Raw genomic sequence first — 21,121 nt, forward strand, 5'->3', positions numbered from 1 at the left:
ATCAATGCCGCTTTCTGTTTTATTAGTGTACCACTAAGTGATTACAATTTACGTTTCACTTCAACTTGTTCGTAAGCTTCAACAATATCTCCTACTTGAATATCGTTGAAACGGTCAATATTCAAACCACATTCATAACCCATTGAAACTTCTTTCACATCGTCTTTAAAACGTTTCAACGATGCCAGTTTACCAGTATGAATTACAACACCATCTCTGATTATGCGGATATCATTATTTCTATTGATCTTACCTTCTTTAACCATACATCCGGCAATCGTACCCACTTTAGAAATTTTGAAGGTTTCTCTGATTTCAACCTCAGCAACGATTTTCTCTTCAAATTTCGGCGCCAACATACCCTCCATCGCAGATTTGATTTCATCAATCGCATCATAGATGATCGAATATAAACGTACATCAATTTGCTCGTTCTCTGCCAACTTACGTGCGTTTTGTGTTGGACGTACTTGGAAACCTATGATAATCGCATCGGAAGCAGAAGCTAACAATACATCTGATTCAGAGATTGCACCCACTGATTTGTGAATGATATTAACCTGAATTTCGTCAGTAGACAATTTCAATAATGAATCTGATAATGCTTCAATAGAACCGTCCACATCACCTTTAACGATAATATTAAGTTCTTTAAAGTTACCGATAGCCAAACGACGACCGATTTCATCCAAGGTAATATGTTTAGTTGCACGCATGCCTTGCTCGCGTTGTAACTGAAGACGTTTGTTAGCTACAGTTCTAGCTTCAGACTCGCTTTCAAGAACATAAAGCTTATCCCCTGCTGTTGGTGCGCCGGCCATACCCAAGATTTGCACTGGAACAGAAGGTCCCGCCTCTTTAACACGTTCACCTCTTTCATTAGTCAAAGCCTTCACCTTACCTGAATGCGATCCCGCTAAAATAGGGTCTCCAACACGTAATGTACCACTTTGTATCAACACCGTTGTCACGATACCACGACCTTTATCCAAAGCTGCTTCAATTACTGAACCAACAGCACGTTTTTTCGGATCAGCTTTTAGATCTAACATCTCAGCTTCCAATAGAACTTTCTCTAATAATAGGTCAACATTTTCCCCCGTTTTTGCTGAAATCTCTTGCGCTTGGAACTTACCGCCCCAGTCTTCAACTAAGATATTCATCGCAGAAAGCTGCTCACGGATTCTATCAGGATTTGCTCCCGGTTTATCTACTTTAGTAAATGCAAATACGATTGGAACTCCTGCTGCCTGCGCGTGGTTGATCGCTTCTTTTGTTTGCGGCATGACGGCGTCGTCAGCTGCGATAACAATAATAACAATATCTGTTACTTTGGCACCACGGGCACGCATCGCTGTAAAAGCCTCGTGACCAGGAGTATCCAAGAAAGTGATCTTCCGACCATCCTCCAATTTCACCGCGTATGCACCGATATGTTGGGTGATACCACCCGCCTCACCAGAAGTAACGTTCGCCTTACGGATATAATCCAGTAAAGAGGTCTTACCATGGTCGACGTGTCCCATGACCGTTACAATAGGCGCTCTTGAAATCAAGTTCTCTTCTGTATCCGGTTCCTCCAATTCAGCAGTCTCCTCATCCTCAGGTTTGATAAACTCTACCTGATAACCAAATTCATCCGCTACAATGGTTAAAGTTTCCGCATCTAAACGCTGATTAATTGACACGAACATACCCAAACTCATACAAGTTGCAATAATTTGGGTTACCTGAACGTCCATCAAATTAGCTAATTCGTTTGCAGTTACGAACTCTGTAACACGCAATACTTTTGCCATCATTTCTTGCTCCATTGCAGCTTCTTCCGCATGTTGAGCAACATCATCACGTTTCTGACGTCTCAATTTGGCACGTTGCGCAAATTTACCAGATTTACCTGCACCACTCAAACGAGCAAGTGTTGCTTTGATTTGATCTTGGATTTCCTTTTCAGTAGGTTCTTCCTTATTCTCAACAGGTCTTCCCTTACCTCTATTGTCAAAACGATTACCGTGTTGCGGTCTCGTACCTTGTCCTGGTCTACCTGAGTGTTGGTTGTTACCTCCTTGTCCCGGTCTACCTGGGTGTTGGTTGTTGTTTTGCCCTTGACGATTGTTCGGGTTGTTGTTAGGGCCATGATTCCCACCTCGGTTACCTCCTTGTTGGTCCCGGTTGTTGGGATTGTTACCATCGCGCGGTCCACGGTTTTGATTATTATGACCTTGACCTTGCCCCGCATTTGGGTTTACTGGACCATTTGGATTCGTACGCTTACGCTTACGTTTCTCATTATTATTTCCAGCATTTGAAGATGAAGCCACTGGTTTGTGGGAAGGTCTAGCAGATGGTAATTCAATTTTACCAATGACTTTAGGACCTGTCAATCTTTCCGCACGAGCAGAAATAATTTCATCTCCTTGTTTTTTCGCAGGCTCCACTATTGGAGTTACTGGCACAGCTTTCGGCGCTGTTTCTTCTTTTTTCTTGTCTTCTACCTTCACAGGTTCAGTTTTTGTCTCTACAACCGGAGTTGCTTTTACTTCAGTTTTATTTACTTCGGGTTTTTCTATTTCAGCTTTTGGTACAACAACTTCCGGCTTCTTTTCAATAACCTTTGGTTCTTCTTTTTTCGCTTCAACAATAGGCGCTTTGACTTCGGCTTCCTTCTTTTCTTCCACCTTAGCTTCAGCTTTAGCCTCTACAGGCGTTTCTTTAATGGTTTTTGGTTCCTCCTTAACAGGTTCTTCCTTCTTGACCTTACTTCCGCCTCTATTCAATGCGTCAAGATCAATCTTACCAACCACCTTCATACCACCTTGATGAACGGGCTCCTCCACTTTTGCAGGAGTAGTTTCCTTAACAGAAGGGATTTCTACTGTATTCTTGACCAAGATTTCCTTGGATTCATCATGATCTTCGAAATCCTCATTCTTAGATGATTCCTTAGGAGAAGAGGACGGCGACTCCTCACGACGAATTTTGCCAATCACAATTTGTTTAGCTTCATCTTTCAGTGATTTGTCTCCCTGAAACTCTTTTAACAGCACACCATACATCTCTCCGCTCAATTTAGTGTTAGGCTTTGCTTCTACATCATATCCTTTTTTCACTAAACATTCCACGGCGGTATGTATCCCGATGTTGAGTTCCTTTGCTGCTTTAAGCAAGTTTGTTCCTTTTCCTTCAGTCATCTATAATATAAACTATTTTAATATAATTACAAAAATATGTTTTTTTCCATCCATAAACAATTTATTCCGAATGTTAGATAGAAAAAAATTAACGAGCTGAATTTTATTCAAATTCAGCTTGTAAAATACGTACAATCTCACGAACAGTATCCTCTTCCAAATCGGTACGTCTAACCAGCTCTTCCTCGCTAAGAGACAACACCGACTTCGCTGAATCCAAGCCGACACGCTTCAATTCATCAATAACCCAGCTTTCAATCTCATCGCTGAATTCTTCGATATCGACATCTTCATCAAACTCGTCATTTTCGCGATAAACATCTATTTCATAACCAGTCAATTTACCAGCCAATTTAATATTATGTCCCCCACGTCCAATGGCTAAAGAAACTTGATCCGATTTTAAATATACAGCCGCAGTCTTATTTTCTTCATCGATTTTGATTGAGCTAATTCTTGCAGGGCTCAAAGCACGAGCGATGTACAACGAATGATTTGTTGTAAAATTAATTACATCAATATTCTCATTACGCAGCTCACGAACGATACCATGAATACGAGACCCCTTCATACCAACACAAGCTCCTACAGGATCAATACGATCGTCATAAGACTCAACAGCAACCTTTGCTCTTTCCCCTGGCTCACGAACGATTTTCTTGATCGTAATCAAACCATCGAAAATCTCAGGAACCTCAAGTTCAAATAAACGTTGTAAGAACGCAGGTGCAGTACGTGAAATAATAATCTTCGGATTATTATTCATCATATCTACTTTATGCACAACTGCGCGAATGCCATCTCCCTTTTTGAAATAGTCAGCTGGGATTTGCTCTGATTTAGGAAGAATTAATTCATTCCCGTCCTCATCCAATACCAAGATCTCCTTTTTCCAAATCTGATAGACCTCACCAATGACCAACTCTCCTTCTCTATCTTTATATTTCTTAAAGACCTCGTCTTTTTCCAATTCCAAAACCTTAGATACAAGCGTCTGACGTGCCGCTAAAATTGCACGACGACCAAAGCTTTCCAATGTGATCTGTTCAATAAAATCATCACCTACTTCCAAATCTTCATCATGCTTTCTAGCTTCCGCTAATTCGATTTCAAGGTCATCATCTTCTGAAAACTCATCTTCAACAACGACACGCGTCCTCCAAATCTCCAAATCTCCGTTATCTGGATTCACGATAACATCCACATTTTCATCCGTACCAAAACGACGACGGATCATACTACGAAAAACCTCTTCCAATACTGTAATAACAGTAGGTCTATCGATATTCTTAAACTCCTTAAACTCTTGAAAAGAGTCTATCAGATTGATGTTGCTGTTACTCATTATTATTAAAATGAAATTACCACTTTTGTTGCTTTTATTTGATCAAAAGGAAGTTCTTTTTCTACCTCTTGTGCTTTTTTACCTTTTTCTTTTATCTTTTGAAGAACATTGATCTTCATCTCGTCTACGGTCAATAATGTACCTTCAACTTTTGTATTATCGTTCAACTTTACCTGAACTGTACGACCTATATTCTTTTGATACTGTCGGATATTAACAAAATTAGCATCAATACCTGGAGATGAAACCTCTAAACGGTAAGCATCATCAACTACATTTTCCTCCTCCAAGTGGAAACCAACATGACGGCTCACCTGTGCGCAATCATCAATATTCACACCATTATCTCCGTCCAAAAGAATCTCGAGAATTTTATTTGGGCGCATCTTCACACTGACGATAAACAAATCCTCGCGATCTGCAATTTTTTCCGCGATGAGTTCAATAACTCTCTTTTCTATATGCTGCATTGTTCTGTTTCTAGAAATGCTAAATTAATTGAATTAAAAAAAGGGGGCAATACGAGCCCCCTTCCTTTCAGATATGCAAATATAGCATTTTATAAAATAAAAAACAAACTTAGATAGATTGTTTTTATATTCAATATACCTACAGTCCCTATAAAAATAAGCTATCGATCGCTCCTCAGTCCTTGCAATCATCTTCACAGCGTGACTAAATAATAAAAATACGTAGATAATTCTCCACTATTTAGAACCATCCACCACTGCATTAATCGTCTTCTGCATTTGCGCCATCATGCTTGTCAGGGTTTCTATGGTTGGCTCCGGAGTAGGTTCGGGCAGCTGTGTACTGATAAAAGCCTTAGCCTTCCACACTTCAAGAATATCAGCAGTCTCTACCCAATAAGGCTCATAGGTCTTATTATCAGAAACAAGCTTCAAACCTTTATCCTCTTTAAATTTAAAAGCAACGCGTTTATACACCACACCATCTTCTTTCGACACGACAATATAGGTACTTCCTGGTTTAATATCATGCCAATTTTCTACGTATTCGGCCACAATAATAGAACCAGAAGGTAAAGGCAACATCGAATCCCCTTTTATTTCAAAAGCACGAAATGTCCCCTGACCAAACATAGGTAGCGAAAACTTTGGCAACTCAGCAACATATTCTGGATCACCATATCCATTTAAATACCCCGCACTAGCCTTAACCGGAACAAGTTCGATATTTTCACGATCATCTGCATCCACAGTCACACTAAGCACCCTTAAATTTGAGGCATTGCTTTTAGGAACCGGCTTCCATTTGTCATCAATAACATCGTTTGCCAACTCATCCATAGTCAAACCATAGAATTCGGCAATCTTCTTTAATAACTCATATTTAGGCTCTGCTCGATCTTCCTCGTATGCACCGACAGACGCACGCTTAATTTCCATAAGATCAGCAAATTGTTGCTGGGTGATTTTTTTTCCTTTTCGAAGGAATTTCAGATTGGACGAAATATTTGACATATTATTTTTTCAAAAAAATATTTTGCAAAAACTAATTTTATTAGTAATATTGTGCCAATAAAATTAGTAAATATATTTTAAACGTCCAAATAATTTAGCATTATGAACAATTTTATTGTATATATATCAACTGACAACAATCGGAAACACTTTAAAATCGGTCTCAGTTCCAACATCTTTAGTACAGTAATGGAACTACAGCAGTCCAATAATTTTATTTTCAACCAGGGCCCTAGCTTAAATCGAATAATCTACACAGAATCTTTCACAAATTCGGAGACCGCCAATAAGAGAATAAGTGAACTGCAACATTTTACGACCATGCAAGTCGAAAGGCTCATCCGTAAATATAATCCTAATTGGAATAATCTTTTCCCTCAGCAACACCAAACGTTCACCAAGAGAGATTCCAACCACGCAGCCTAGCATAAAAAAAGCCACCTTAGTTAAACTAGGCGGCCATCTTTATTTTTTAGATATATCTTTAACTATTATCAGTTTTGACTACCAAGCTCCTCCAACGAGGATGACCCCACGCTACTCGTTCCACTATCAGCACCTTCAGTATGATTACGCTCAACAGGATGCTCCGTTCCCTCTTCCTCAGGCCCGATAAATCCTTCATCAGCGGGCTCTTCTACTTGTGTCGAATCACTTTGCTCTGGTTCCGGATCACTATAACGCGGAGTTTCGCATTTGTAAGATTTCGTAATTTCAACAGTAGGACTAGGAAACTTACCTTGCGTATATCCCAATTGTTTGTCTTTATAAACAGACTCCATATACACCCCAAATATTGGTAATGCTGTACGAGAACCTTCTCCCGAATGAGAATTTTTAAAGTGAATACTCCGTTCGTCACAGCCAACCCAAACACCTGTCACCAAATCTTTAGTCACTCCCATATACCAACCATCTACATATTCGGAAGAAGTACCTGTCTTTCCTCCGATTTCATTTTCCTTATCAAATAAATCCCATTCCCACAATCCCTGAGATGTACCTCCAGGTTCTTCCATACCACCCCGCAGCATATACGTCATCAACCAGGCATCTTGTTTATCCACCACTTGTTTACGCTCCGCCTGAAAAGTGGCAATAACATTACCATCATGATCCTCGATCTTAGACACCAATAAAGGTGAGACACGCTCACCGTGATTCATCATCGTCGAGTACCCATTCACCATTTCAAAAACAGAAACATCATTAGGTCCTAACCCCACAGAGGCAACAGGATTTAATTTACTTGTAATACCACAACGATGTGCCGCATCAACAACTTTCGCGGGCGTAACCATATCAGTTAACTGAACCGTAACCGAATTAATGGAACGCGCCATCGCATGACGCAACGACATTTCACGATAGGAAAAATTCCAATCTGCATTTTTAGGCTCCCAAACTTCAACAGAATCTCCTTTATCAATCTTGATCGTAACAGGTTTATCCGTAATCTTATCACACGGAGACATCCCTGACTCCAAAGCAGCCAAGTATACAAAAGGTTTAAATGTAGACCCCGCTTGTCGCTTCGCCTGCATCACGTGATCATACTTAAAATATTGGTGGTTGATCCCACCCACCCATGCTTTAATTTCACCCGAGTACGGATCCATAGACATCATGCCTGCATTTAACATCATGGCATAATATTTCAAAGAATCCATTGTAGACATATCCTTTTGGATCTTACCACCATCCTTCCAATTATAAACTTCGATCTTCTTCTTTTTATTTAGGAAGTAATTGATGCTATCAGGGGTATTCGCATATTTTTTACTCAAAAAAGCATAATAAGGAGTTTTCTTTGCCAAATTATCCAAGAAGTTGGGTATAACCTTACCTGATAAATCACGCCAAGGCTCCTGGCCCTCCCAGGTGTTATTTAGACGTTGCTGTAATTCAATCATTTGTTTCGCCACAGCCTCTTCAGCATGCTTTTGAAGTTTAGAATTTATCGTCGTGTAAATTTTCAAACCGTCTGTATAGATATCATAATTGTTATCCTCAGACCATTTTTCCAACCATTTAGCTACTGCAGCACGTAAGTAAGAATCTCCACCCGCATTAAGATCTTGACTATTTGTATTCAAAACAATCTTCTCCTTAACCAGTTTATCATACTCTTCTTTTTTCAGAAAACCACCTTTATACATTTGACTTAAAACGGTGTTTTTTCGCACAAAAGCATTTTCGGGATTACGAATAGGATTATATAAAGTCGTACCTTTTAACATGCCAATCAAAACAGCAGCTTCGGTCTGATTCAATTGATTCGCTCCTTTCGAAAAATAGCGCTTTGCAGCAGTCTCAATCCCATAGGCATTATTACTGAAGGATACTGTATTTAAATACATCTCCAATATCTGATTTTTGGAATAACGTTGCTCCAATTTATAAGCCGTCATCCACTCCTTAAACTTCGTGATCACTAGACCCGCCACGGGAAGACGCGTCAACAATCCACCGGCCTTATTATAACGAGTACGATAAAGATTTTTAGCTAACTGTTGCGTAATTGTACTCGCGCCTCGTTTATCCCCTTTTAATGTAGAGATAATACCTGATCCTAGACCAAAAAAATCAACACCATTATGGCTATAAAAACGAACATCCTCAGTTGCAATCAACGCATTAGTAACAGACTTCGGAATACTATCAAATGGAATTGGATTTCTGTCCTCGTCGAAATACCGTCCAATTAAAACACTATCTGCCGTGTATAATTCCGTAGAGATATTAACACTAGGCATAACGATATCCTTTTTTGTTGGAGAATAACCAAAGAGCCACAAAAAATTCAATTGTATAGCACACACCAATATAATGATAAAATATACTGCTATAACAAGATAACGAAGAATCCTATTCTTAATACGTTTAAACATAAATGGAAATTTATCTTATATTCAACACATCCGACCAGCAAAAGGTTTTACACCTGTCCAATATGCCTTTTTATCTATTTTCAGGGGCTAAATATACAACTAAATAAATCGCTGTAATCAACTATTTACATTTTTTAACAATAAAAAACACCTGCCAAACAACTGTAAAATACGACATAATTCGAAAGGGTGGATTTTGGAAATTACAGCCACGATTAAACAACAAAAGACCTATAGGTAGAAAAAGGCCTAGTCTCAAATTTCTTTGCAACTTTTTCCCGCGTTCCACAAATATTATACCCATTTTTTATTTATTATCGATTTTATTTTAAAATAATAATGATATTTGTTTAAATTTAGATGTAAAAAAGTCAACTATTAGCATGTTAAAACAAACATTACAACAAAAGCTATTACAGAAATTGTCCCCGCAGCAAATACAATTTATAAAATTGTTGCAGGTTCCGACTGTTTCATTAGATGCGAGAATCAAGGAAGAATTAGAAGAAAACCCTGCGTTAGAAGATGGTAGCTTGACTAATATGACCGATCCTATAGAAGAATACCCCGATAAAGATCCAGATGACAACTTTGACAATGAAGACGGATTCGATTCAGAAGACTTTAGTTTAGAAGACTATATCCAGGAAGATGATTTCAAAGATTATGGCAATGGCTATGACTACGGAGATGACGATGACGACCGAAAAGAAATGCCTGTTGCAATTCAGCACTCCTTTTATGAGCAGTTACAACAACAATTAGACCTTTTAGCTTTAGATGACAAGCACTTTTTAATTGGCCAGCAAATTATTGGCAGTCTGGACGATGACGGCTATTTACGCCGGCCCATCATCAATCTTGTCGACGACCTCGCTTTTGGCCAAAATGTAATGACCGATGAACAGGAAGTATTGGATATGCTAAAGGTAATTCAAGATTTTGAGCCTGCAGGAATTGGAGCACGAGATCTGCAAGAGTGCCTATTGATCCAATTACAAAAAAAGGACACACAAAATCCCACAATCAAACTCGCTATTAAAGTCGTAGCGAATTACCTGGAAGAATTCACTAAAAAGCATTATGATAAATTAGAAAAATCTTTAGGCGTTTCATCAGAAGATTTAAAAAACGTAGTCAACGAAATTCTAAAACTTAATCCAAAACCAGGAGATTCTGGCGCAGTAGCAGGCAAGCAACTACATATTATCCCGGATTTCCATATCAGCAATAATGATGGAACACTGCATTTGACTTTAAATGGCCGAAATGCTCCTGAGCTCCGCATAAGTCGTGATTACCAACACATGTTTGAACATTACGAGAAATCGGATCAAAAGGATAAAAAAATGAAAGAGGCTGTGCAATTTGTCAAACAAAAACTTGACTCAGCCAAATGGTTTATTGATGCAATAAAACAGCGTCAACAAACCCTACTAAAAACAATGAATGCAATCATGGAATACCAATATGAGTATTTCCTCACAGGTGATGATCGTAAGCTAAAACCAATGATATTAAAAGACATCGCCGACAAAATCGATATGGATATATCAACTGTGTCGCGGGTAGCAAATTCAAAATACGTACAAACAGAATTTGGAACATTTCTCTTAAAATCGTTTTTCTCTGAAGCTATTCAAACGGATTCTGGTGAAGAAGTATCCAATAAAGAGGTTAAGAAAATATTGGAGGAGTGCATCGCAAAAGAAAATAAACGGAAACCCTTGGCTGACGAGAAACTCACTGAGATTCTCAAAGAAAAAGGCTACAATATTGCGCGGCGAACGGTTGCAAAATATCGGGAAGCATTGAACATTCCGGTAGCAAGATTACGAAAAGAGCTCTAAGAGCTCTTTTTGTTTTTCCTACCGACCAAATCCAAATTAAGAATAGTATCTTTGTGCTGTATTAAAATAAGCATTAAAGAATGAGCAAAGTAAAAGTTGGAGTTGTACAGATGAGCTGTACCGCAAGCAAACAAGAGAATCTCGAAAAAGCTATCGCTAAAGTAAAAGAAGCCGCTGCAAAAGGTGCGCAAATTGTGTGTCTGCAAGAACTATTTACCTCTTTATATTTCTGCGATGTGGAAGATTATGACAATTTCGCACTGGCTGAAGCTATTCCGGGTCCATCAACGGACGCCCTATCGGCTGTTGCTAAAGAAGCAGGTATCGTCATTATCGCTTCATTATTTGAAAAAAGAGCAGAAGGACTGTACCATAATACAACCGCTGTATTGGATGCAGACGGTTCCTATTTAGGAAAATATCGCAAAATGCATATTCCAGATGACCCTGCGTTTTACGAAAAATTCTATTTTACACCAGGCGATTTAGGCTACAAAGTATTCAAAACAAAATTTGGAAAAATAGGCATCTTAATTTGCTGGGATCAATGGTATCCGGAAGCATCTCGAATTACCGCATTGATGGGTGCCGAAATTTTATTCTATCCTACTGCTATCGGATGGGCAACAGACCAAGATGAAGAAACCAACAAAGATCAATATAATGCATGGCAAACAATACAACGCTCCCATGCCGTTGCAAACGGCGTTCCTGTTGTATCCGTTAACCGTGTGGGATTTGAACAAAATGGTGCAATGAAATTCTGGGGTGGAAGCTTCGTGACGAATGGACAAGGTAAATTACTCTACCTTGCTTCACATGACAAAGAAGAAATTGAGGTCGTCGAACTAGATTTAAATGAATCGGACTATTTCAGAAAACATTGGCCATTTTTGAGAGACCGAAGAATCGAAACATACGCGCCGATCACCAAACGTTTTATTGACGAAGACTAATATTGGATATGCTAGCCATTTCAGTTTCGAAGGCATACCACTGTGCTGAAACAAACTGAAATGGCTTTTTTAATCCCGCTAAAATAAGTATGGAACAAAAAAAAACATTCACCCTGGACTATTTTGACAATTCCCCAAAACAACAGGGCTTCTCTTTTCCTGCAGAATGGGCAAAGCAAGAAGCCTTATGGTTGAGCTGGCCACATAAAGAGGAATCTTGGCCCGGGAAGATCGAAACAATATACAAACCTTATTGCGAATTTATTAAAGCCGTAGCAGCAGGGCAAAAAGTAAGGATTAACGTCGCTAATGAGGAAATGCAAAATTTTGCTATTACCGCACTCAAAGAAGTGACAACAGATTTTAGCAATATCGAATTCTACTTTAATCCGACTAACGATGCTTGGTGTAGAGACCACGGTCCCGCTTTTATTATTAACCAAGCAACAAATCAAAAAGCAGTAGTTGACTGGGGCTATAATGCCTGGGGTGGAAAATACCCTCCTTTCGACCTGGACGATATTGTTCCGACACGTATTGCCACAACATTCAACCTTCCTCTATTTGTCCCTGATATCGTCATGGAAGGCGGTTCAGTTGAGTTTAATGGCGCAGGAACAATCATGACAACAACGGCTTGTCTATTGAATAAAAACCGAAATCCACACCTGACAAAAGAGCAGATAGAAACTTATTTAAAAGAATTTTACGGTCAGGAACAGGTTTTATGGCTTGGAGACGGTATCGTTGGAGACGATACAGATGGACACATTGACGATATCACACGTTTCGTCAACGAAAACACCGTTTTAACAGTTGTCGAGGAAGATCCAACGGATGAAAACTACGAGATACTTCAAGAAAATCTAGCAACACTTCGTTCATTTAGGCTCTTAAATGGCGAGCCACTGCATATCATTGAGCTCCCAATGCCAGCACCGGTCATCTATGACGAAACAAGATTGCCTGCTTCTTATGCTAATTTCTACATTGCAAACGATATCGTTGTTGTACCGATCTTCAACGATAAAAATGACCAAAGAGCACTGGATATTATCCAAGGCTGTTTCCCTACACGTAAAGTCATCGGTATAAATTCCGTTGACATTATTTGGGGGCTGGGAAGTTTCCACTGTTTAAGCCAGCAGGAGCCGGCACTGAGCTAAAAAAACTATCCATAGAAAAAATGTCCCCAAAAAGTTAAACACTCTTTTGGGGACATTTTTTATGATAAAAAGTCGAGCATAGTTTTGAGTTTTTTTTGTTAAACTGTGTTAAACAACTATGACGTTTACCCCAGCTTTTTCTAACGATTCCACAAAGCTTGTATTTACTTTGTCATCGGTAATTAATATATCAATTTTATCAAAACCACAAATTCGTCCGAAACTTCTTCTTCCAAATTTGGAAGAATCTGCAAGAACGACAACTTTTTGAGCCGTATCGATCATAATGCGATTTAATTGAGCTTCCTGCGCACTTGACGTTGATACCCCGTACTCCAGGTCAATCCCGTCTACACCCAAAAACAATTTACTGCAATAAAAATCCTGTAATAAATTTTCTGCATACTTTCCCGTTACGGATGTTGAGGTCTTGCGAAGCGTCCCCCCCATCTGCATGATTTCAACCGAAGGATATTTGATCAATTCCATTGCAACATTCAATGCCGAAGTCACTACAGTAATATTTCCTTTAGGAACAATCTGCTTTGCTAGCGACTGCATGGTCGTTCCTGAAGCTATAATGATGGAATCATTTTCCTCAATCATTTCAGCCGCTTTTTTCCCGATCCTGCTTTTATCATCCGAACGAAGTTTCTCTTTTTCAAATACGGTACGATCAGTCGTATAAGGATTATATTGTGTTGCCCCGCCATGCGTCCTAAACAACAATCCACTATCTTCCAACAAGGTCAAATCCTTCCGAATGGTCACAGAGGAAACGCCCAATTCCTCACATAGATCAATTACCTGAACTACGCCGACTTCCTTTAATTGTTTTAAGATATATTGATGTCTCTCTACATTTGTCATGGCTCTATTATAATATGCTGTTAAAATACTAATCTATTATCGGTTTGTTCAAAGGAAAACACCAATATCTGGCAAAAATTTCTCGATATGGGTAAATTCCCGCAAATATGACCCCCTACTTAAATTTCCCATAGTAGAATTGATGTTAAAATAATGAAATTATTTAATTTTTTCACCTTGGTAGTCACAAATTCATTTTTCTTTTTAAAATAAAAATGAATTAAAATTGCAAAGGATCAGGCAGGACATATTCATATTCCAGTTCCTCTTGAAGTAATTCACCCCTAACTATTTTTTGAATCGTATTCGTTGCTTCGAATGCAAGTGGCAAAATATAGCCATATTTTTTTGCCGACGCTAGAATTACGTCCTTTTTTTTAGGATGTAAGGGAGCAACAACATTGTATACAGTATGTTTAAGCACATTGCAAGATGCCGCCTCTAACAGTCTGATCACATCATCGATATGAACAAAATTGGCTGGCTGTTCACCCGTCGTACAAATACGTTCGGAAAAATATTTGGCAAAAACACGGTTTTTACCAAACAAACCTCCTAATCGATAAATTATGGTATCAGCCAATCCCAACATGCATGCTTCAGCAAGCAAGAGTTTTGATGAGAGCTCGGTTGTATCTGCATAGAATTCATCAAATACAGCATCTTTATCCGGATAAATTCCAATAGAGCTCAGAAAGACTTGTTTCTTCCAAGTAATGTGCCTGTAAAATGATTTAATATTCGAAAATCTGTTTTCAAGAATCGATACACTATTTTTCTGACTTGCCGGAATACTGTTTAATACGAAGTCAAATTGAGTAGGTAAATCTATCCTTGCTGGAAAGTTTTCATAATCAAAGTCTAGAATAAATGAAAAAATACCATCGGCATTCAACCGATGGTATTTTTCAGATGTTGTCGTACTAGCCCAAACCTCATGGCCTTGATACTTCATATGTAGCGCAAAAGATTCTGCAAGCCAACCACATCCCAAAATGAGTATCCTCATATTCTGATAAGACTATTAATAGGCTTTTGCAAAGAGTACACGACGATTTGAAGGCTTCCCGGTAAAGATACAAACACCTTCCTCTTCTTTCGCATCCAAAGGAATACAACGAATTGTTGCCTTGGTTTCTTCTTTTACGCGTTTTTCTGTTTCTGTTGTTCCGTCCCAATGACAAGAGATAAAACCACCCTTACCTTCCAGCACTTCTTTAAACTCATCATACGAATTCACTTCAGTGAAATGCGATGTCCTGAAATTTAATGCTTTTTGGTATATATTTTCTTGTATAGTATCTAGCAATTGTACAATAGTACCGGCCAAGCCCTCCTGAGCAACCGTTTCCTTCGTTTGGGTATCACGTCGCGCTAATTCTACCGTACCATTTTGCATATCTCTTGCCCCGACTGCGACACGTACAGGAACACCTTTTAACTCCCATTCTGCAAATTTAAAGCCCGGACGTTGAGTGTCCCGATCGTCGTATTTTACGGATATGTCGTTCACCCGTAATTCTTTTGTCAACTGATTCACGAATTCATCGATCTGTGCTTTTTCTGCATCAGTTTTAAAAATCGGAACAATGACAACTTGAATTGGTGCCAATTTTGGTGGCAATACCAATCCTTGATCATCTGAGTGAGCCATAATCAATGCACCCATCAAACGTGTAGAAACACCCCAAGAAGTCGCCCAAACATGCTCCAATTTTCCTTCTTTAGACGTAAATTTCACGTCAAACGCCTTTGCAAAGTTTTGGCCGAGGAAATGAGAAGTTCCTGCTTGCAATGCTTTTCCATCTTGCATCAATGCTTCAATACAATAGGTATCCAAGGCACCCGCAAAACGTTCGTTTTCTGTTTTTCTACCACGTACAACAGGCACAGCCAATATCTTTTCAGCAAATTCCGCATAGACATCAAGCATACGTTCGGTTTCTTCAATAGCCTCTTCTCTGGTTGCGTGAGCTGTATGGCCCTCCTGCCACAAAAACTCCGCAGTACGCAAGAAAAGACGTGTACGCATTTCCCATCGTACGACGTTGGCCCATTGGTTGACCAAAATTGGAAGATCACGATAAGATTCAATCCAACCACGGTAGGTATTCCATATAATCGTCTCAGAAGTCGGACGTACAATTAGCTCTTCCTCCAATTTCGCCTCTTCATCCACTACGATCTTACCTGTACCATCGTTTTTTAATCTATAATGAGTTACTACCGCGCATTCGGTAGCGAAACCTTCCACATGCGCAGCTTCTTTTGAAAAAAACGATTTGGGAATGAATAAAGGGAAATAAGCGTTGCTATGACCTGTTTCTTTAAATCTTTTATCTAAGATCGCTTGCATCCGTTCCCAGATGGCGTACCCGTATGGTTTAATCACCATACAGCCTCGTACAGCTGAATTTTCAGCGAGATCAGCTTTGATCACAAGCTCATTATACCATTGCGAATAATCTTCTGCACGACTTGTTATTCCTTTACTCATATGAAATTGATAAATTATTGTAACATTCTTACGTTAAATCTCGTCTGCAATTCTAATACGAAAAGCGTTCAATAAAAAATATTTGTATTTTTGATTACTTCGATTAAACCCCGTCGAGAAATTTGCGTCTAAGATAGTAAATAAGGCTGTATAATCGAAAATAACGATTTAGGATATTATGAAAAAAAATAGATTATTTATCGGAGCACTTGCCATAACAGGAGCGTTCATGCTGGGTTCCTGCGGTACGAGTAGGCAAATCTATGGCGACGATGTCTATGGCAATAGTGGGCAAGCGAGACAAAAGGTTTACCAAAGCCCAGATTATTATTACACGGATGCAGATCAGGCCCAACCAAATGGACAGGCACAAGGTGGTTATTATGATGATGAATATTCCGATCAGGATTACAACAGTGATTCCTATGAAGATCTCGAATACGCTAATCGTATCAACCGTTTTTATTACGCAACTCCAGGGATGACCTATTTCGACCCATTTTTTGACCCATGGTATGGCTATGGCTTCGGTGGTTGGTACGGATACGGACCATCATTTGGAATGGGCTGGGGATGGAACTCTGGTTGGGGATCATCGTGGTCGATCGGCCTTGGATGGGGTTGGGGATCTAGCTGGGGCTGGGGATCTCCTTGGTATGGAGGCTATAGACCTTGGGGTGGCTGGTATGGCGGTGGCTACTGGGGATCAGGCTGGTACGGAAATGGATACTGGGGTGGTGGTTATTGGGGCAATTCGAGACCTCGTTACGCTTCAAGTAGATCTGTATACAGAGATAACTATAATACGCGAAGTTCATCATCAAGAACCCGGACTTCAGGCGGGTATGACCGTAACGGCGTTGCCCGAAATTCCGGCGGATATGATCGCACTGGCGTAGCGCGTGATTCGAGAGGAAGAATCACATCTGTAACTGGCAGATCGAGAAATACGGATGGTTCAGTTTCATCGCGTAGTTCATCATACGATAGAACAGGAGGAAGAACAAGAACTTCCGATGGCATATCAAACAGGGGTTATTCAGACGGTACGCGTTCAAGAACATCCGAGCGAGTAAACGGTTCCTACCCGAATAGTACACGCAGTACAGGTGGCTACTATAATAATGGCACGCGGTCACGCACAAGCTCTGGGGAGGTATCTCGTCCGATGAGCCGTTCCATGGAAACACGTTCTAGCAACCCAAGCTCGACGTCAAGACCAACCTATACGCCTCCAACAAGAAGCTATGATAGTGGTTCATCCCGCTCTTCTAGTGGTGGTTTCTCTGGCGGTGGTAGCTCGAGATCTTCGGGTGGAGGTTTCTCCGGAGGCGGTAGCTCAAGATCAAGTGGAGGACGTACTCGATAGTTAAAAGCATTTGAACAGTAGCATACAACATTTTGTATGCTACTGATTATTATTGACGACATTTCAGCATATGACAATCAAAAAATTACTTTTTGGAACTGCATTCGTTTTAGGTGCAGCAGGGACTACTCAAGCGCAATATACGAAAGATGTACTTTTATTTTCCCAAGGGGACAATGGTGGAACAGCTCGTTTTAAAGCCATGGGAAACGCTTCTACCGCATTAGGTGGAGATATTAGTTCGATTACGAGTAACCCCGCCGGCTTGGGCTACTTCAATCAGTCTGACGTATCGGTAACAGCCAGATACCTTAACAATAAAAATAAAACCGACTATTTTGGCCAAAATTCAAATAGCAGTAAGAATAATTTCAACTTGGATAATGCTGGAATTGTTTTTCACTTGCCAACTTATCGCAACGGAGGCAACTTAGATAAAGGCTGGTTAAATTTCAATGTCGGTATTGCTTATAATCGCAATTATGTCTATAATAATCTGCTAGAATATCGAGGAGTAAATAACACAAGTTCGATCTCTGACGCTTATTCTGACCAGCTATCGTCACCTGGCGGTATGAATGGCTGGGGCCAGGAAGTTTATAATAACTCTTTATTATTTGATAAAGAAACAGGCAATAACGGAAGATATTTCCCTATTACTGACTTTGATAATTTTAATGGAAAGGATGGCTTTGATCAGGTAAATTCTATTTTGGAAAAAGGCAGTAAATCCGAATCTGTATTATCTTTTGGTGCAAACTATAGCAACAAATTATATTTGGGGGCAGCTTTAGGATTTACAGCCTATAGTTATGACAATTCAAGTTGGTATACTGAATATGGAAGAACATTGAACGCCGAAAATTTGGCAAAACGTAATCCAGGTTCTGAATATTTAGATCCAAAAAACGTCGAAAAAAATAAAATTCTTGGCAAGGATTATGAGTTATTTGATGACTATATACAAGTAACTGATGGTACAGGTGTAGATTTCAAACTAGGGGTAATCTATAAGTTCACACCTACTTTCAGTATGGGCTTTACAGCCAAGTCGCCAACATTTATGAGTATTCGGGATGAAACTTATAGCAATTCGGAATTCCGCTATTTTAATCGGGATGAAGATAAATCTTTCAAGGAATACAGAACCAGTGATGACGCAGGACATAGTTACCTGGAATACAATATGAATACACCCTATAAATTGTCTGTAGGTGCTAGTCAAGTTTTTTCAAGAGGATTAATAACCGCAGATGTTGAATGGGTAGATTATGCCGCCATGCGTTTTAAAGATGTTGGCAACTACAGTAAAAGTTTAGAAAAGAACATGAACCAAAACATTAAAGATACTTACCAAGGTGCATTTAATGCGCGAATCGGTGGTGAAGTTTTATTTGATAATGTATTAAGTGGTCGAGCTGGTTTCAATTATAGTGGCAATCCTTATAAAGATGTAGATTATACCAACTATACGGCTTCTTTAGGTATTGGTGCGAAACTCGGTCGGGGAATGTATATTGATTTGACAGGAGCTTATAATGCCATAAAATATGAAGAAAGACCTTACCTTATAGATGAACAGTACTTTGGCAATACAAGTCCAATAGCCAATATAAAAAATCAACGAACCAATGTGGTATTGACAATTGGCTCTAAATTTTAAGAGATCCTTTTCTCAGAAAAAACGTCCAGCTTGTCTGGACGTTTTTCATTAATCACCATCCCAGCAACCATAATTTAAAAGCTTTTAGTAAATTTGCCCTCTTGGTTGAAAATTACATGGCGAATCACACAATTTCAAAAGCATTCAATTTCATTTTTACATACCCGATTTGGCGGATCGAAATCGATGCGGAGAATAAATTGATTGCGGTAGAGACAAGAAATCCAGATGATACCCTGCCCTATTTTAATGTGATTACTTTTGAAGGAACTTACGTTTTACGGGACTTCAAGGCAATTGCCAAAGAATGGGTATTAGGCGGAATCCAATGTAAAAAATTGATACTAAAGAAGATTGCGCATAATTCACCAATTGATGCAGGCATACAACTAATCAATTGTTACAATCCACAACAACAAGAAACCTGGTTCAACTATACTTTTATCAATATGGTTGACCAAGGACTACTTATTAGACCCAAAGTAATAGCAGAGGGATTACAACTATTTTTGAATCTCCAAACGATGTTGATTGAAAGCAAAAATGAGAATTCCATTAAACCTTATGCCAGTGCGCTCGTCTATCCTATCATCTACAATGGTGAAATACCCCTTTTTTTGAAGGACTTCCCAATTGATGGCGAGATCTGGATTAATAGGGTAAATGACCACTTTATTTGGGTTTTCTATGAAAAAGACAAAGATAATTGTTATCAAATCAGGTTAGTGCAATCCACAAAAGAAAAAATAACAGCAACTACTCTTGCAGTTTCCAAACTAGGACTAAAGTTCTTCAACATCTATTTTCTTATTCACGAACAAATATTCCTTTTGACAGATAATAAACGGGAGTTTGTTTCGTATTTAGTATAATTGCAAAATATATGAAAGTTTTATTCGAATTAAAGACATATAAAAAGATAGCTATTCTATCCATCGCGATATTAGCTATTCAACAAGTTGAAGCAAAAAACTCAACTTCTTTACGCGCTGATTTTATCCCTGATTCAGTAGGAACAGAAGCAATCAATGGTGAAGAATACGTGCTGTTCAAAATTGAAAAAGGAGATAATTATTACCAGTTAAGTAAAAAGTATAAAACGACGGTAGGCCAATTGACCCAAATAAACGGTAATGGAACATTAAGCCTGGGTCAAATTGTTAAGATTCCAACAGGTCGTAAAGCGAAATCAACAGTAAACAATGACCGTGGAAATATGACAGTGCAAAATCCGCGTAATCCGCAGCAGCAAGAAGGTTTCACGGAATATATCGTTGGTGAGAAAGAGACACTTTATGCCATATCTAAAAGGTTCAGTATTTCTGTTGAAGACATCAAAAAAGCAAATAACTTAAAAAATAATGTTATTGGCGGTGGAATGAAACTCATGATCCCCAATCAGCCCCTGCCTCCTGAACGACCAAAATTAGTTGAACCTAAAGGAATCGAAATTGTAAGCCCCGATTCTACTGACGGTGATGATAAAGAAGAAAATCAAATTTCAACAAACCGCTACGGAATACGTGAAAAGTCCGAACGTGGTATTGGCGTCTGGATTGATGGGCTATCATCTCAAGGTACAAGCAACCTCGCTCTTCATAAGTCAGCTCCAGTAGGTACTATTTTAAAAATTACTAACCCAATGACCAAAAGTGTGACTTATGCAAAAGTGGTTGGTAAATTTAATGATAATGCCGAAAACCAAAATGCAATTGTCGTGTTGTCAAAATCTGCCGCCGCGAGCATAGGCGCACTTGATAAACGCTTCCAGGTTGAAATTGCGTATGGATTACCTCTAGAAAATTAACAGAATAAAATAGCTTTTATAGCATAGTAAGA

At 39.1% G+C, this 21,121-nt stretch carries 16 protein-coding genes; 8 read left to right on the top strand and 8 right to left on the bottom strand.

Annotated elements, in window-relative coordinates; all coding sequences use genetic code 11:
- Window positions 1-41 precede the first annotated feature (41 nt).
- The 4 genes from infB to B4Z47_RS01195 form a co-directional block, all read right to left on the bottom strand.
- Window positions 42-3,191 (bottom strand): translation initiation factor IF-2, encoded by a 3,150-nt coding sequence (infB, locus tag B4Z47_RS01180; RefSeq protein WP_070567751.1) that lies wholly within the window; start codon window positions 3,189-3,191, stop codon window positions 42-44.
- Between the two features lie 103 nt (window positions 3,192-3,294).
- The gene (nusA, locus tag B4Z47_RS01185; protein WP_070567754.1) at window positions 3,295-4,536 is read right to left on the bottom strand and encodes a transcription termination factor NusA; all 1,242 of its coding nucleotides are present in this window, start codon (window positions 4,534-4,536) and stop codon (window positions 3,295-3,297) included.
- A gap of 5 nt (window positions 4,537-4,541) precedes the next feature.
- Window positions 4,542-5,006 (bottom strand): ribosome assembly cofactor RimP, encoded by a 465-nt coding sequence (rimP, locus tag B4Z47_RS01190; RefSeq protein ID WP_070567756.1) that lies wholly within the window; start codon window positions 5,004-5,006, stop codon window positions 4,542-4,544.
- Window positions 5,007-5,243: 237 nt separating this feature from the next.
- On the bottom strand, window positions 5,244-6,020 hold the full coding sequence (locus tag B4Z47_RS01195; protein ID WP_070567758.1) for an XRE family transcriptional regulator: 777 nt from the start codon (window positions 6,018-6,020) through the stop codon (window positions 5,244-5,246).
- Window positions 6,021-6,122: 102 nt separating this feature from the next.
- On the opposite strand from B4Z47_RS01195, the gene B4Z47_RS01200 reads away from it, so the two are divergent.
- Entirely contained in the window at window positions 6,123-6,446 is a 324-nt protein-coding gene (locus B4Z47_RS01200; protein WP_112376125.1) for a GIY-YIG nuclease family protein, read from the top strand.
- A 68-nt stretch (window positions 6,447-6,514) separates the two neighbouring features.
- Here the strand turns inward: B4Z47_RS01200 and B4Z47_RS01205 are convergent, their stop codons facing one another.
- Window positions 6,515-8,911 carry a penicillin-binding protein 1A gene (locus B4Z47_RS01205; RefSeq protein ID WP_070567762.1) on the bottom strand — a complete coding sequence of 799 codons (2,397 nt, stop codon included), beginning with the start codon at window positions 8,909-8,911 and terminating at the stop codon, window positions 6,515-6,517.
- A 383-nt stretch (window positions 8,912-9,294) separates the two neighbouring features.
- Here B4Z47_RS01205 and rpoN point away from each other — a divergent pair, with 383 nt between their 5' ends.
- The 3 genes from rpoN (at window position 9,295) to B4Z47_RS01220 (ending at window position 12,883) form a co-directional block, all read left to right on the top strand.
- On the top strand, window positions 9,295-10,761 hold the full coding sequence (rpoN, locus tag B4Z47_RS01210; protein WP_070567764.1) for an RNA polymerase factor sigma-54: 1,467 nt from the start codon (window positions 9,295-9,297) through the stop codon (window positions 10,759-10,761).
- A gap of 80 nt (window positions 10,762-10,841) precedes the next feature.
- Window positions 10,842-11,717, top strand: a complete 876-nt coding sequence (locus B4Z47_RS01215) for a carbon-nitrogen hydrolase (protein WP_070567766.1) — start codon at window positions 10,842-10,844, stop codon at window positions 11,715-11,717.
- Between the two features lie 89 nt (window positions 11,718-11,806).
- Complete coding sequence (locus tag B4Z47_RS01220) at window positions 11,807-12,883, top strand: agmatine deiminase family protein (RefSeq protein ID WP_070567768.1); 1,077 nt, start codon at window positions 11,807-11,809, stop codon at window positions 12,881-12,883.
- A 108-nt stretch (window positions 12,884-12,991) separates the two neighbouring features.
- On the opposite strand, the gene agaR is transcribed toward B4Z47_RS01220, so the two are convergent.
- The 3 genes from agaR to proS form a co-directional block, all read right to left on the bottom strand.
- A complete protein-coding gene (agaR, locus tag B4Z47_RS01225) occupies window positions 12,992-13,753 on the bottom strand; it encodes a transcriptional repressor AgaR (RefSeq protein WP_046675473.1) in 762 nt (253 codons plus the stop codon).
- Window positions 13,754-13,973: 220 nt separating this feature from the next.
- Window positions 13,974-14,762: a hypothetical protein gene (locus tag B4Z47_RS01230; RefSeq protein ID WP_070567772.1), complete on the bottom strand. Its 789-nt coding sequence runs from the start codon at window positions 14,760-14,762 to the stop codon at window positions 13,974-13,976.
- A 15-nt stretch (window positions 14,763-14,777) separates the two neighbouring features.
- A complete protein-coding gene (gene proS / locus B4Z47_RS01235; RefSeq protein WP_046675471.1) occupies window positions 14,778-16,250 on the bottom strand; it encodes a proline--tRNA ligase in 1,473 nt (490 codons plus the stop codon).
- 178 nt (window positions 16,251-16,428) lie between these two features.
- Between proS and B4Z47_RS01240 the strand changes: the two genes are divergently transcribed.
- The 4 genes from B4Z47_RS01240 to B4Z47_RS01255 all read left to right on the top strand — a co-directional run bounded on the left by B4Z47_RS01240 (window position 16,429) and on the right by B4Z47_RS01255 (window position 21,089).
- Window positions 16,429-17,619, top strand: a complete 1,191-nt coding sequence (locus B4Z47_RS01240) for a hypothetical protein (protein ID WP_083296034.1) — start codon at window positions 16,429-16,431, stop codon at window positions 17,617-17,619.
- A 70-nt stretch (window positions 17,620-17,689) separates the two neighbouring features.
- Window positions 17,690-19,282 (top strand): OmpP1/FadL family transporter, encoded by a 1,593-nt coding sequence (locus B4Z47_RS01245; RefSeq protein ID WP_070567778.1) that lies wholly within the window; start codon window positions 17,690-17,692, stop codon window positions 19,280-19,282.
- 116 nt (window positions 19,283-19,398) lie between these two features.
- Complete coding sequence (locus B4Z47_RS01250; RefSeq protein WP_070567781.1) at window positions 19,399-20,154, top strand: hypothetical protein; 756 nt, start codon at window positions 19,399-19,401, stop codon at window positions 20,152-20,154.
- A gap of 11 nt (window positions 20,155-20,165) precedes the next feature.
- Window positions 20,166-21,089: a LysM peptidoglycan-binding domain-containing protein gene (locus B4Z47_RS01255; RefSeq protein WP_070567783.1), complete on the top strand. Its 924-nt coding sequence runs from the start codon at window positions 20,166-20,168 to the stop codon at window positions 21,087-21,089.
- Window positions 21,090-21,121: the final 32 nt, after the last annotated feature.

This window comes from Sphingobacterium sp. UBA2610, assembly GCF_002339225.1.
Lineage (GTDB): Bacteria > Bacteroidota > Bacteroidia > Sphingobacteriales > Sphingobacteriaceae > Sphingobacterium > Sphingobacterium multivorum.

Excerpts from the sequence above, each read along its gene's own strand:
- B4Z47_RS01205 (WP_070567762.1), bottom strand. The coding sequence starts at position 8,911 with ATGTTTAAACGTATTAAGAATAGGATTCTTCGTTATCTTGTTATAGCA.
- B4Z47_RS01220 (WP_070567768.1), top strand. The coding sequence starts at position 11,807 with ATGGAACAAAAAAAAACATTCACCCTGGACTATTTTGACAATTCCCCA.
- agaR (WP_046675473.1), bottom strand. The coding sequence starts at position 13,753 with ATGACAAATGTAGAGAGACATCAATATATCTTAAAACAATTAAAGGAA.
- B4Z47_RS01250 (WP_070567781.1), top strand. The coding sequence starts at position 19,399 with ATGGCGAATCACACAATTTCAAAAGCATTCAATTTCATTTTTACATAC.
- B4Z47_RS01245 (WP_070567778.1), top strand. The coding sequence starts at position 17,690 with ATGACAATCAAAAAATTACTTTTTGGAACTGCATTCGTTTTAGGTGCA.
- rpoN (WP_070567764.1), top strand. The coding sequence starts at position 9,295 with ATGTTAAAACAAACATTACAACAAAAGCTATTACAGAAATTGTCCCCG.
- B4Z47_RS01200 (WP_112376125.1), top strand. The coding sequence starts at position 6,123 with ATGAACAATTTTATTGTATATATATCAACTGACAACAATCGGAAACAC.
- B4Z47_RS01255 (WP_070567783.1), top strand. The coding sequence starts at position 20,166 with ATGAAAGTTTTATTCGAATTAAAGACATATAAAAAGATAGCTATTCTA.
- nusA (WP_070567754.1), bottom strand. The coding sequence starts at position 4,536 with ATGAGTAACAGCAACATCAATCTGATAGACTCTTTTCAAGAGTTTAAG.
- infB (WP_070567751.1), bottom strand. The coding sequence starts at position 3,191 with ATGACTGAAGGAAAAGGAACAAACTTGCTTAAAGCAGCAAAGGAACTC.
- proS (WP_046675471.1), bottom strand. The coding sequence starts at position 16,250 with ATGAGTAAAGGAATAACAAGTCGTGCAGAAGATTATTCGCAATGGTAT.
- rimP (WP_070567756.1), bottom strand. The coding sequence starts at position 5,006 with ATGCAGCATATAGAAAAGAGAGTTATTGAACTCATCGCGGAAAAAATT.
- B4Z47_RS01215 (WP_070567766.1), top strand. The coding sequence starts at position 10,842 with ATGAGCAAAGTAAAAGTTGGAGTTGTACAGATGAGCTGTACCGCAAGC.
- B4Z47_RS01195 (WP_070567758.1), bottom strand. The coding sequence starts at position 6,020 with ATGTCAAATATTTCGTCCAATCTGAAATTCCTTCGAAAAGGAAAAAAA.
- B4Z47_RS01240 (WP_083296034.1), top strand. The coding sequence starts at position 16,429 with ATGAAAAAAAATAGATTATTTATCGGAGCACTTGCCATAACAGGAGCG.
- B4Z47_RS01230 (WP_070567772.1), bottom strand. The coding sequence starts at position 14,762 with ATGAGGATACTCATTTTGGGATGTGGTTGGCTTGCAGAATCTTTTGCG.